The organism is Pseudoalteromonas sp. UBA2102, from assembly GCF_002331165.1.
Lineage (GTDB): Bacteria > Pseudomonadota > Gammaproteobacteria > Enterobacterales > Alteromonadaceae > Pseudoalteromonas > Pseudoalteromonas atlantica.
Map to the genome: position 1 here is coordinate 48460 of NZ_DCYU01000052.1, position 13261 is coordinate 61720.

Genomic DNA, 13261 nt, shown 5'->3' on the forward strand with positions numbered 1-13261 from the left:
CAATAAAGCGCGAAGCAATTCGCGCTCTATAGGTTACCAATGCGAGGTTTACGCCTCGCTTTGCTCTTCTTTGTTCTTCTTCGCCTGTTCGTACCACAAAGCCATAAAACACTCAGTTAATTTATGCTCTATTTCAAGTGCTTTGTTGGTTGGGCAAAATAGCGTAAAGCTTGCTTTAAACTCACCAAGCTCCGTAGTACCAAAGTGAATAACCGGTGCCGGACCTGAAATTTTTGCATCGAGTTTACGCTCTATCATCGAATTATAACGTGTTGCTACATCGTGAAACTCTTCGCAGTACAGCTTTGCCTGATTGACTAACTCGTCATGAATAACATAAGGGTTAAAGCTCTCTCTGCGTACAATAGTAAAATGATGAGTAACAAAGCGCTTTACATAATTAAGGTTTTTAATTGAGCTGGTGATCAGCTTATTATTTGGTATATAAATTGTTTTGCGCGAAAACTGATAAGTGTGCATGTCTATTTCATGCATGGTGGTTTTTACCCAGTCTGTTTCGGCTACTTCGCCAAAATAGTCACCTACTTGTATCCAATCACCTACTCTAAACGGGCGGGTGGTAACTAGGTAAAAAAAGCCAATAACGCATTGTATAAACTCGCGAGTTGCAAGCACTATAGCCACTGCAAACGCAGCAATAGACAGCGCAAAATTTTGTATTTCGGTCGACCACACAAATAGCAGCGACAACACCATAACAAAATTAATAAAGTGCTTAATGTTATGAGTGATGTAACGAATGTCTTTTTCTTTTTTTTCTGCGCGGTTTCTTGCTAGTTTATCAACCAGTACTTTAAGCACAAATGCAATGGCAAGCACGAGCACAGAAACTAAAAAAGGGTGCATGAGTATGTCTTTAATCATAACTTCCAAATACGAGTAGCAATAGGCACGCTAAGTATATTGAGTAATCAAACCAATTAGCAAATTTAAGCTACATAAAATCACTTATACCAATTGTATTAAGTTATGAGCCATTTATAGCAATAGCTGAATAGCGTTATAACCCTGTTAGCGCTTTATCTTGTACGCTAGAATGGCTAATACTTAATTAAACCGGTATTACTTAGCAGCTAGGCTGTTTGCTCTGTAATAGAGACCTGCGTGTGTTTAGCGTGTTTTTGGCAAAACAATACAAGCTCAATGGCAGCGATAAAAATAAGCGTGTAACCTAGGGTTTCTATGCCTTCCTCAATAATATTTTTAACGACCCGAACGTATTGTTCTCCCATAACTGAGTGCCAAAACTCGCCCTTGCCCATCATTCTCGAGAAAGCGAGTAAGGTCACTAAGCCAGATAGGCAAATACCATAGCTCGGTGTTTGCGAATAGGCTTTTAACGAGCTGTAAATAAAGCCTCGTTGGGCTTTTAAGTAAAGTAGTACGCTCCCTAACAGCGTATATACAATTGCTTGCCATGCGCCATCAAATACATACATATCTAGGTAGGTGTCAAATTCTCTAACAAACATAGCAGCCGACAAAGCAGCCAGTAACAGCGCGGCTATTTTAAGATCAGAGTGAATACGTGAGGCGTAGAAAAACAGCATACAACTTAAAAACGTTAAAATATCTTGCATGTGTTCGGTTAGTGTTTCTTCACTGTAAAGTGCATTTTGCTGTAAATCAAAACCTTCAAGCTGAATTAAAAAAGCCACACCTGCTAAGCATAATAAGTAAATAAAAGATCGCAGTAAAAACATATAAAAGCTCAAATAGAAAACAATGCGCGGCAGTTTAATTATAAAAATGGCTAAAAGCCAAAACATTATAGAAACTTTTTATATATTTATCGGCCTAAGTTTTTTGCTGTTAAATTAATGGGTTATGTTTTTATTTTATGTATTTATGATGTGTTTTTTGTAATAAGTTGAGTTAATTAGTTGTGCTGTCTAGGGTTAAATGCGTTAAGCATAAAAAAGCCCTTACTAAAACATAGTAAGGGCTTTTAACGTTATAAGCAGAATATGCCTAGCGCATCGTCACAAACTCTTCTGAGCCTGTAGGGTGCAGAGCAACAACGGCATCAAAATCAGCTTTAGTTGCGCCCATTTTCATAGCAACCGCAAAGCCTTGAATCATTTCATCAACGGCAAAACCAATGCCGTGTAAGCCAACTACTTTTTCTTCAGGGCCTACGCATACAAGCTTCATTGCACACGGTTGGCGGTGTTGTGTAACGGCTGTGTACATAGCGGCAAAGCCCGACTTGTACACTTTTACGTTTTCTTCGCCGTGGCGAGCAATAGCTTCTTGCTCGGTTTCACCAATAGTACCAATAGGTGGGTGGCTAAATACCACAGTAGGTACAAGGCTGTAATCCATTTTTAAATCATCAGGTAGGTCTTTATTAAATAAACGCTCTGATAGGGTACGGCCGGCTTTAACAGCGACAGGCGTAAGTTCTATACCGTGCTCAATAATATCGCCTACAGCATAAATACCAGGTACGTTTGTATTTTGATATTCATCTACTTTTACATAACCAGAGCTATTTAGTTCAACCCCTGCTGCTGCAATGTTAATTACGTCGGTGCTTGGCTCGCGGCCAATAGCCCAAATTACTTGGTCAACATTTTGGCTGTAACCATTTTCAAAATGAATGGTTAAGCTACCATCGCTTTCTTTAACAATTTCTTTAGGCGAGCATTCGGTATGCAGTGTTGGGCCTTCTTTTTTCATGATCTCTACCAGGGTTTCAACCAGTAGCGTATCAAAATTACGAAGCGGCGCGTGTCTACGTACAAATAAATGAGTTTCTGTGCCTAAACCATGCAGTACACCGGCAAGTTCTACAGCAATGTAGCCTGCGCCAATTACCGCTACTCGCTTTGGCTGCTCTGTTAATTCAAAAAAGCCATTTGAGTCTATACCGTACTCAGCACCTGGAATATTAGGAGTATGCGGACGTCCACCTACTGCAATCAAAATATGATCAGCCGTGTAATGCTCGCCGTTTACTTCTACGGTTTTGCTATCAACAAATTTAGCAAAACCATTAATTACGGTTACGCCATTGTTCGCTAAACCGTTGTCGTATCCTTTATGAATGCGACCAATGTACGCTTCGCGGCTCTCAACGAGTTTGCTCCAGTTAAAGTCTTTCACTTCTACGTTAAAGCCGTAATCAGGTGCATATAAGTTAATTGCTTCAGCAACTTGTGCGCCATGCCACATTACTTTTTTAGGCACACAGCCTACATTAACACAGGTGCCGCCCATGTGTTTTGCTTCGATAAGCGCTACTTTAGCGCCACGCATTGCCGCACGGTTAGCAGAGGCTATACCGCCACTACCACCACCAATCGCAATGTAATCAAAATGCTGAGCCATGTTTTATCCTCAAAAAATATATTTAACTATAATGTGCCGATGATAGCATATGCTAAGTGCAAGTCACCCAGCGCGGCGCGCTAAAAAGCTGATAAATACAACAAACGAAATTGTTTATTATGCCGATCAGTTTCATCCTAAGCTATATTAGACCCATTAATGGAGGCTTGTATTTCACCGTTTTGCCCCAACTTCAAATTCATAGTCAATTAAATTGAGAAAATTCATGAGCGAAGCACAAACAAATCCACTCATTGGCCTAGAAGGCTTACCCCCGTTTTCAAAAATAAAGCCAGAGTACGTAGTACCGGCACTAAAGCACGGTATAGAGCAATGTCGTAAAGCCATAGATGACGTGTTAGCGAAAGGCTCGTTTACATGGAACGATTTAGTATTACCCCTTGAAGAAGCCGACGATAAACTCTCGCGTATGTTTTCACCGGTATCGCACCTTAATTCAGTCATGAATAACGACGAGCTGCGTGAAGCCTACGAGCAATGTTTACCACTTATATCTGAGTACTCAACATTTGTCGGGCAACATCAAGGCTTGTACGAAGCGTATAATGCACTTTATAACAGCGATGAATTTAAAACACTCAGCACTGCGCAGCAAAAAACCATCACCAACGCTCTACGTGATTTTAAACTTTCAGGCATTGCATTATCAGCAGAAGATCAAAAGCGCTACGGCGAAATTAGCACGCGTTTATCTGAACTAGCCTCTAAATTTGGTAACAACGTAATGGATGCAACGCTTGCATGGCATAAACACATTACCGATGAAAGCCAATTGGCAGGCTTGCCAGAGTCGGCATTAGCGCTTGCTAGCGAAACAGCTAAAAGCAAAGGTTTAGACGGCTGGGTATTTACGCTTGATTTTCCGTCTTACTTACCGGTAATGACCTATGCAGATGACCGCGAACTGCGCAAAGAAACCTACACGGCATTTTGTACGCGCGCTTCAGATCAAGGCCCTAATGCGGGTGAGTTTGATAACTCAGCCATTATGAAAGAAGAGCTTGCACTACGCCATGAGCTATCGCAGCTATTAGGGTTTAATAACTACGCTGAAAAATCATTAGCAACTAAAATGGCCGAGTCGCCAGCGCAAGTTTTCTCCTTTTTAGAAGATTTAGCCGCTAAGTCTAAGCCTCAAGCAGAGCAAGAAGTGGCAGAACTAAAAGCCTATGCTGAGCAACACCATGGTATTACTGAGCTTCAAGCATGGGATTTTGGTTACTACAGCGAAAAGCTCAAGCAAGAAAAATACGCAATTTCAGATGAAGTACTGCGCCCTTATTTCCCTGCAGATAAAGTACTTAGCGGTTTATTTGAAACCGTTAACCGCCTTTTTGGTATTAAGGTAAAAGAAGTAAGCGACTTTGATAGCTACCACAGCGATGTTCGCTTTTTTGAAATTTTTGATAGCAGTAACACATTGCGCGGTCGTTTTTATCTTGATCTATATGCACGCGAGCGCAAACGTGGCGGAGCGTGGATGGATGACTGTATGGGGCGTAAAGTACGCGCCAGCGGCGAATTGCAAACACCCGTGGCATACTTAGTGTGTAACTTTAATAAAGCGGTAGGCGACAAACCGGCGCTATTTACACATGACGAAGTAACCACGCTTTTCCACGAATTTGGCCATGGTATACACCACATGCTTACCCAAGTTGATGCTGCTCCTGTTGCTGGTATTAACGGCGTTGCATGGGATGCCGTAGAGCTACCAAGCCAATTTTTAGAAAACTGGTGTTACGATGAAGAAGCGCTGAGCTTTATTTCAGGCCACTTTGAAAGTGGTGAGTCATTACCAAAAGAGCTACTTGATAAGCTACTGGCTGCTAAAAACTATAATTCTGGCATGCAAATGCTGCGTCAGATTGAGTTTTCGTTGTTCGATTTTAGAATCCACCACGACTATCAGGCAAACCAAGAGTGCCAAATTCAAGCGATTTTAAACGACGTACGTAGCCGCACGTCGGTGGTTAACCCGCCTGAGTTTAATCGTTTTCAACATGGCTTTAGTCATATTTTTGCAGGTGGCTACAGCGCCGGTTACTACTCGTACAAATGGGCTGAAGTACTCTCTGCCGATGCATTTTCTAAATTTGAAGAAGACGGTATTTTTAACGCCGAAACAGGTAAAGCCTTCTTAGAAAATATTTTAGAAAAAGGCGGCAGTGAAGAACCTATGGAGTTATTTAAAAAGTTCCGAGGTCGCGAGCCAAATGTTGATGCGCTACTGCGTCACAGTGGTATAGCTGCATAAACAACTACTTAACCTTATAAAGCGCCTATATGGCGCTTTTTTTATGTTTTTTAATATATTGGCCAATTGTTTTTAGTAATTTTAACCTCCCGTACTATGCTTTGTGTATACGCAGCAAAATGGACTAGGGCATGGCAAAGTTGGTACTAACAATTGATGACGATTTGTATGTTCATCGAATTATTGAAGAGGCTTTAGCGGGCTTTTGTAAGCTTATTCACGCTAAAGGTGGCGAACAAGGACTTAAGCTAGCCAAAAAGCACACGCCCGACATAATTTTACTTGATATAGAAATGCCCGGTAAATCCGGCTACCAAGTATGCCAAGCACTAAAAGAAGATGAGTCAACACACGATATACCCGTTATGTTTTTGTCCTCTAAGGTGGAGCTTAACGATAGAGTAAAAGGCTACAGCGTAGGCGCATCTGACTACATTATAAAACCCTTCAACACCGAAGAGCTAATGGCACGCATTAAAGTGCTTTATGAGTACCGGCAGCAATGTGAAAAGCTAAAATTTGATGTAGCTAAAGCGCAAGATACCGCCGCAATGGCCTTGGCGGAGTCGGGGGATATGGGGCGTATTGTTAGGTTTGTGGGGCAAAGCTATCACTCTCATAACTTTCAGTCATTAAGCGAGCACTTGCTTGCCTTTTTTAGCCCGTTTAATTTAGACGTGGTTATTGTGTTTTGGTATCAAGGGGGGAGCTATTTTTATAGTTTAGAAAGTGGTGTATGCCCGCTCGAGCAGGAGCTTTTAGAGCAGCACCGTAATGCCAGTCGATTTGTGGATATTGGTAACAGCACCATTATTAACTACCCCAAAATATCTTTATTAATTAAAAATATGCCGGCTGATAATCGTGCTTTATACGGCCGTTATAAAGACTTATTCCCGCACATACTCGAAGTGACAAACGAAAAGGTCGTTGCTATGGAAAGAAACGAAAATAGCTTTGAACAAGCCACCCAAATTAGCACTGCTTTGCAAGATATAGTAAAGCAGCTTACTAGCCAAAATGTTGTACAAAACGACTACACAAGGCAGTTTATAGAGCAGCTTCATGAACTCAACTGTGCAATTAAGCAAACGCAAGCACACGCCAATCCTGCTGATTTAACTTTATACATGTCGCAATTAGACGAAACTATGCAGCTGCTAGTAACCGCAAATAGTGATTTAGCGTTTATAAAGTACCAGCTTAAACAAGTGACCGAGAGCCGCAACGAATTATTGTGCAACTTACGCTCTAAAGTAGAGGAGGCCAGCTCACATAGTCTTGCGCATCAAAGCGATATAGAGCTATTTTAGTGCTTTAACGCTTGTTATACTGCAGCTGAAATTTTTCGTCGGAGTGTGTAGTGGTTATTCAGTGTGCTTTTAAAGAGTGTCGCCCATATTTAAATGAGCTAGAAACGCGTTTTAACTTAGCCCAATGGGCGCAAAGTTGTAGCGGTTTTACTCTGCATTACGACGATAAAGGCCTTAGCCTTTTAAAAAGCGACGAGCCTAAACTTGGCGCAATAAACGTAGACTTTGTAACAGGTGCAGTTGCTCACAGGCGTAAGTTTGGCGGCGGCAAAGGCCAATCAATCGCAAAAGCGGTAGGGTTAAATAAAGGCGCAACCCCTGTTGTACTTGATGCCACCGCCGGGCTTGGCCGAGATGGCTTTGTGCTAGCGTCACTTGGTTGTAAGGTTATACTGCATGAGCGCCACCCTGTGGTAGCGGCTTTATTGTTTGATGGCTTAAAACGCGCTTACGAAGATGCAGAGATTGGTTCGTGGATGCAGCAAAATATGAGCTTAGTTTTTGGCTCAAGCCACACGTTGTTAGAGCAGTGCGAGAGCATGCCCGATGTAGTGTATTTAGATCCTATGTTTCCACACCGAGAAAAATCAGCGTTAGTTAAAAAAGAAATGCGCGTATTTAAGGCATTAGTAGGCGCAGATACCGACGCCGATGACTTACTTGAATTCGCCTACCCACTTGCCAGTAAGCGTGTGGTAGTTAAACGCCCCGATTACGCCCCATTTTTAAACAACCAAACCCCCAGCATGCAAATTAAAACAAAAAAGAACCGTTTTGATGTGTATGTAAAAGCGGCCATGGTTTAACGGTATTTAGCGTGTTGATCGGCTTTAAGGATCTAGTGTCGCTGCAACCATAGTTTGACATAATACAACCATACCTTGACATAATTAAAGTCATACTCTGACATAAAGCCCCTTATTAAAAATGATGCTAAAAATAAATTCCATTATAATCAATTCTTTAAGAATTAATTAAACCATAGTGTGACATAGTGGCTTTTTATTTGTATAGTATGTGTACTCAAATAATAAAAATTTACTTATGTATATACGCAACTTAAGAAAGCCATCTCCAAATAAAAATGTATTTAAATTTGCGAGCACTAAAGTTAGTAGTGTAGTTATGTGTGAGAGCTCATTAGAGTTTGATGCATGTTTTCATCATGAATATAACGACTTGATAGAGAGTTTTGGGAGTCAGCCTGAAGGCTTTAAATATGAGTTTATGGGTAAAAGCTTACCTTACACACCAGATGCACTGATTTCATATACAGATAAAACCCAAAAATACCACGAATATAAGCCCTATTCTAAAATTGCTTCTCCACTATTTAGAGCTGAATTTGCTGCCAAAAGAGCTGCATCATTAAAATTGGGGATTGATCTTGTTTTAGTAACTGATAGGCAAATTAGGGTAAATCCAATATTAAACAACTTAAAGTTATTACACCGCTACTCAGGTGTTTATGGTATCAGCGGCATTCAAAAAGAGTTGCTCAGTTTTATTCATAAATCAGGGGTAATCAAGCTAAATGATATAAGCTCTCAGGTTGGGATACCAATTGGTGAAACACGATCTTTTTTATTTGGGCTCATGCATAAAGGGTTGGTTAAGGCTGATCTAGGGTGTGATGATTTAACTAATAATCCAACATTATGGGCTACACCATGACTGACTTTTTTAATGAATTTGATGAATCACTAGTGCCATTAAAGCCACAAACGCCCACACAATACGTCAAATTAGATGATGCCAACTTAATCCAGCGTGATTTGGATACCTTTTCAGATACCTTTAAAAACCAAGCACTACAAAGGTATAAGCTAATTAGCACTATAGATAAAAAACTTTCACGCGGCTGGACCCAACGAAATTTAGATCCTATTTTAGATGAGCTTTTTAAAGGAGGTGACGTAGTTCGGCCAAATTGGCGAACTGTTGCTCGTTGGCGCAAAAAATATATCGAAAGCAACGGTGATATAGCCTCCCTTGCTGATAAAAACCACAAAATGGGAAACAGAACTAACCGTATAAAAGGGGATGATAAATTTTTTGATAAAGCATTAGAACGATTTTTAGATGCTAAAAGACCTACTATAGCAACTGCATATCAGTACTATAAAGACCTTATTGTTATTGAAAATGAGAGTATTGTCGAAGGCAAGATTCCAATAATATCCTACAATGCGTTTAATAAAAGAATCAAAGCAATACCCCCATATGCGGTCGCGGTCGCAAGGCATGGTAAATTTAAAGCAGACCAATGGTTTGCTTACTGCGCTGCGCACGTACCCCCGACAAGAATATTAGAGCGTGTAGAGATTGATCATACACCACTTGATTTAATCCTACTTGATGATGAGTTACTTATTCCCATAGGAAGACCTTACCTAACATTACTTATTGATGTATTTAGTGGCTGTGTTCTTGGTTTTCATCTTAGTTATAAATCCCCTTCCTACGTATCTGCTGCTAAGGCTATTACTCATGCGATTAAACCAAAGTCTCTTGATGCTCTGAATATAGAACTACAAAATGATTGGCCTTGCTTTGGTAAATTTGAAAATTTAGTTGTAGATAATGGTGCTGAGTTTTGGTCTAAAAACTTAGAGCATGCTTGTCAGTCAGCAGGAATAAATATCCAATATAACCCTGTGCGCAAGCCTTGGCTAAAACCCTTTATAGAGCGTTTTTTTGGGGTGATGAATGAATATTTCTTACCTGAATTACCAGGAAAGACATTTTCAAATATTTTAGAAAAAGAAGAGTATAAACCTGAGAAAGATGCAATTATGCGCTTCTCAACTTTTGTTGAAGAATTTCACCGCTGGATCGCGGATGTGTATCATCAAGACAGTAATTCACGTGAAACTCGAATCCCAATTAAACGTTGGCAACAAGGGTTTGATGCATATCCCCCATTGACCATGAATGAAGAGGAGGAAACGCGTTTTTCAATGTTAATGCGCATCTCAGACTCAAGAACGTTAACGAGAAATGGGTTTAAATATCAAGAGTTAATGTATGACTCAACAGCTTTGGCTGATTATCGTAAACATTATCCGCAAACAAAAGAAACTGTAAAAAAACTGATTAAAGTCGATCCTGATGACATCTCAAAAATTTATGTTTATTTAGAAGAGTTAGAAAGTTATCTAGAAGTACCGTGTACAGATCCTACCGGTTATACGGATGGTTTAAGTATCTATGAGCATAAAACAATAAAAAAAATTAACAGGGAAGTCATACGGGAATCTAAAGATAGTTTGGGCTTAGCGAAAGCACGCATGGCTATTCATGAGCGAGTAAAGCAAGAGCAAGAAGTTTTCATTGAATCAAAAACTAAAGCTAAGATAACAGCTGTTAAAAAGCAAGCTCAAATAGCTGATGTAAGTAATACAGGAACGAGCACTATTAAGGTCTCTGAAGAAAGTGCAGCCCCTGTGCAAAAACATATAAGTAACGATAATTCTGACGACTGGGATGATGACTTAGAGGCATTTGAATGAATGCCTTAACAGAGATACAGATAGAGAAGTTACGGAACTTTAGCGATTGCATCGTTATGCACCCGCAAATTAAAACAATTTTTAATGACTTTGATGAATTAAGATTAAACCGTAAATTTCAGTCAGACCAACAGTGTATGCTATTAATTGGTGATACAGGTGTTGGAAAAAGTCATACCATTAATCACTACAAAAAAAGAGTTCTAGCTACACAGAATTATAGTCGAAACACTATGCCAGTCTTAGTAAGTCGTATATCTAGGGGGAAAGGCTTAGATGCTACTTTAGTCCAAATGCTGGCAGATCTGGAGCTATTTGGAAGTAGTCAAATTAAAAAGCGAGGCTACAAAACAGACCTTACTAAAAAGCTTGTAGAGAGCTTAATTAAAGCTCAAGTAGAGCTACTCATCATTAATGAGTTTCAGGAGTTAATAGAGTTTAAAAGCGTACAAGAACGACAACAAATTGCAAATGGGTTAAAGTTTATTAGTGAAGAAGCCAAAGTGCCAATAGTACTGGTTGGTATGCCTTGGGCTGCAAAAATAGCAGAAGAACCTCAATGGGCTTCTCGCTTAGTTAGAAAAAGAAAACTTGAATACTTTAGCCTAAAAAATGACAGCAAGTACTTTCGCCAATATTTGATGGGGTTAGCTAAGAAAATGCCATTTGATGTACCTCCTAAGCTTGAAAGTAAAAATACCACAATAGCGTTGTTTGCTGCATGTCGAGGTGAGAATCGAGCTCTTAAACATCTACTGTTGGAGGCTTTAAAATTAGCACTAAGTTGTAATGAGTATCTTGAAAATAAACATTTTATTACTGCTTATGACAAGTTTGATTTTTTTAATGATAAGGAAAAACTAAAATCAAAAAATCCTTTTAAACAAGACATTAAAGATATTGAAATTTATGAGGTAATCAAAAACTCATCTTATAACCCAAATGCATTAGACCCAGAAGATATGCTCACAGATCGAGTGTTTGCAATAATAGTAAAGTAAATCGAACCAGCCTAGCCTGATTAAAGGTGTTAAAGCGGAGATTCAAACGGATAAGTCATCAGATTAGCTTCGTGTGATTAAATCAAGCCTGACAGTTGCATATGTGCCACATCATTCAAAAAGAAAGTGGAAAAAGCAAGACGCGATTCCATAGCCTTCCTATCCTTTCTCAATTAAATTCTCGCCAATTTAATAACCGCAATAGTGGGCCTTCGATTGTGGTGTGCGCACATCAAGCGCGCATTGCTTTGTTCCAATCTATACTGTGCCCAGCCGCTTCGAGTTCACGCGCGAGAGCCTGTTTCCAGCCGCCACTACTGTCCATTGTTTCCCATACAACACCCGCGAAATCACTAGGTATTTCTAACGTACCACGTTTGAGAGCACATACTTTTTCTCGGCCCAAGCGGCCAATGAAGTAACCCAGTTCCAATAATACATTTTGACGAGCTCGAGGCTCAAGTGCCCCTCCTTTTACACGGCCCTCATCATCCGGTGTGAGAAGGACTACCGCAAACCCAACATCGCTGTTTGCAACGACTTTTTCGATAATTGTTCTCCCTTGATTAGCCTGTTCATGGAGAATAACGGCCTCCAAACCAATGCGTTCCAGAAAACGAGCCACAGTTTCCCGAGCACCATTGTCGTGCCCATGAACGATAAACACCTTTCGTGAGACTGGTTGCTTCAACACAGTTTCAATACTCCCCTTCGATTGAACATAGTTCTTGTAATCACGCGCAAAGGGAATAATGAGTTGCCCAGTGAGCGCATGGATACCAGCGATGATTTTATTTCCAGAGTAGAAGAAATGATGACTAAAGTTGATAGCGTAACGTGGGTCATTAGCCAGTTTATCTATAAGAAGCAATGTTAAACCCATCGTTTTTTTGAGGTCATCTGGCCAAGCAAGTTGGGCACTCCCGACCATGCTGCCCCCAGTTTTTTCGCTTTCAGCAATGAAAGCGTCGAAGTCAACTCCTTCCGTCAGTTCCTCATTGTAAGGTTCAAGGTCGGTATGCCGTAACAATTGCCCTAGCTTTTTCAATGGGCGTTCATAAGTCTGCAACTGCGAGTTCTGTAAGTCTAGGATTGCGTTGTTAATTTCTCCGAAAATATCTTGGGTCATCACTAATTCTCGTCAGGTTGCAATCTGGCCTCAGCGGCCTTTTGAAGAATCGTTTCTCTATAGCTTTCTTTCATTTGTTCGGTGAGCGAATCGACGATAGGGCTACTGGCATAAGGTTCAATGCGGTTATCAATAATTTGGCTAACTGATTGGATGGCAGCCTCAATACTGGCAGGATCATGAGGATCAAAGTTAACGACGCCCAACTCTCCATCTAGTTCATTCAATGCTTGCTCTGCATTTTTTAGATCTTTCTGCAGTTTATCAAGCCCAGTAATTTTAAACATGGTTCCCTCCTGTTTATGGTGTGTCAGTGCATCTTTGAGCTTTAACGCCGCGCTCTGCAGCATATTTCTGCCGACTTAACGCTCATTTAACTATTTATATAGTTTTAACAAATAACCTAAGATATTACTATCACTAAGTTTTTTAAAACTTTAAAGTAAAGTTAAATAGAACAATATACGCCCGTCGCTTATTTTCATGAATATATGAGCAAAGAGCACTTTTATCAATCAGTTAACCATTACATTTAGCCTATCTCAATGACCGGTAATCGCTCTTTGCCGAAGTTCGACTTAATGCCATAAGCTGTCCTTCCGGTTTAACTCATTTCTGCCCCAAAACGTGTTTAGGCGAATGCCTCAAAAGAGCGAAAAGCAGACATTGACCGT

The 13261-nt window shown here is 40.3% G+C and carries 11 protein-coding genes; 6 read left to right on the forward strand and 5 right to left on the reverse strand.

Annotation, left to right across the window (positions count from 1 at the left end):
* Positions 1 to 48 precede the first annotated feature (48 nt).
* The 3 genes from B2R65_RS06490 to gorA all read right to left on the reverse strand — a co-directional run bounded on the left by B2R65_RS06490 (position 49) and on the right by gorA (position 3354).
* Complete coding sequence (locus tag B2R65_RS06490) at positions 49 to 885, reverse strand: mechanosensitive ion channel family protein (RefSeq protein ID WP_055254579.1); 837 nt, start codon at positions 883 to 885, stop codon at positions 49 to 51.
* Between the two features lie 209 nt (positions 886 to 1094).
* Positions 1095 to 1679 (reverse strand): hypothetical protein, encoded by a 585-nt coding sequence (locus B2R65_RS06495; protein WP_286741716.1) that lies wholly within the window; start codon positions 1677 to 1679, stop codon positions 1095 to 1097.
* A gap of 313 nt (positions 1680 to 1992) precedes the next feature.
* Positions 1993 to 3354 (reverse strand): glutathione-disulfide reductase, encoded by a 1362-nt coding sequence (gorA, locus tag B2R65_RS06500; RefSeq protein ID WP_055254577.1) that lies wholly within the window; start codon positions 3352 to 3354, stop codon positions 1993 to 1995.
* 226 nt (positions 3355 to 3580) lie between these two features.
* On the opposite strand from gorA, the gene prlC reads away from it, so the two are divergent.
* The 6 genes from prlC to B2R65_RS06530 all read left to right on the forward strand — a co-directional run bounded on the left by prlC (position 3581) and on the right by B2R65_RS06530 (position 11458).
* Complete coding sequence (gene prlC, locus B2R65_RS06505) at positions 3581 to 5632, forward strand: oligopeptidase A (protein ID WP_286741717.1); 2052 nt, start codon at positions 3581 to 3583, stop codon at positions 5630 to 5632.
* Between the two features lie 131 nt (positions 5633 to 5763).
* Entirely contained in the window at positions 5764 to 6945 is a 1182-nt protein-coding gene (locus B2R65_RS06510) for a response regulator (RefSeq protein ID WP_286741718.1), read from the forward strand.
* A gap of 50 nt (positions 6946 to 6995) precedes the next feature.
* Positions 6996 to 7751 carry a class I SAM-dependent methyltransferase gene (locus B2R65_RS06515; protein ID WP_286741719.1) on the forward strand — a complete coding sequence of 252 codons (756 nt, stop codon included), beginning with the start codon at positions 6996 to 6998 and terminating at the stop codon, positions 7749 to 7751.
* A 238-nt stretch (positions 7752 to 7989) separates the two neighbouring features.
* On the forward strand, positions 7990 to 8619 hold the full coding sequence (locus B2R65_RS06520) for a TnsA endonuclease N-terminal domain-containing protein (protein ID WP_029772101.1): 630 nt from the start codon (positions 7990 to 7992) through the stop codon (positions 8617 to 8619).
* Positions 8616 to 10457 (forward strand): Mu transposase C-terminal domain-containing protein, encoded by a 1842-nt coding sequence (locus B2R65_RS06525; RefSeq protein ID WP_029772100.1) that lies wholly within the window; start codon positions 8616 to 8618, stop codon positions 10455 to 10457. The genes B2R65_RS06520 and B2R65_RS06525 overlap by 4 nt, the downstream gene beginning before the upstream one ends.
* Positions 10454 to 11458: a TniB family NTP-binding protein gene (locus tag B2R65_RS06530; protein ID WP_029772099.1), complete on the forward strand. Its 1005-nt coding sequence runs from the start codon at positions 10454 to 10456 to the stop codon at positions 11456 to 11458. The genes B2R65_RS06525 and B2R65_RS06530 overlap by 4 nt, the downstream gene beginning before the upstream one ends.
* 232 nt (positions 11459 to 11690) lie before the next feature.
* Here the strand turns inward: B2R65_RS06530 and B2R65_RS06535 are convergent, their stop codons facing one another.
* Positions 11691 to 12587: a TIR domain-containing protein gene (locus B2R65_RS06535; protein WP_029772098.1), complete on the reverse strand. Its 897-nt coding sequence runs from the start codon at positions 12585 to 12587 to the stop codon at positions 11691 to 11693.
* A 2-nt stretch (positions 12588 to 12589) separates the two neighbouring features.
* Positions 12590 to 12874: a hypothetical protein gene (locus B2R65_RS06540; protein WP_029772097.1), complete on the reverse strand. Its 285-nt coding sequence runs from the start codon at positions 12872 to 12874 to the stop codon at positions 12590 to 12592.
* Positions 12875 to 13261: the final 387 nt, after the last annotated feature.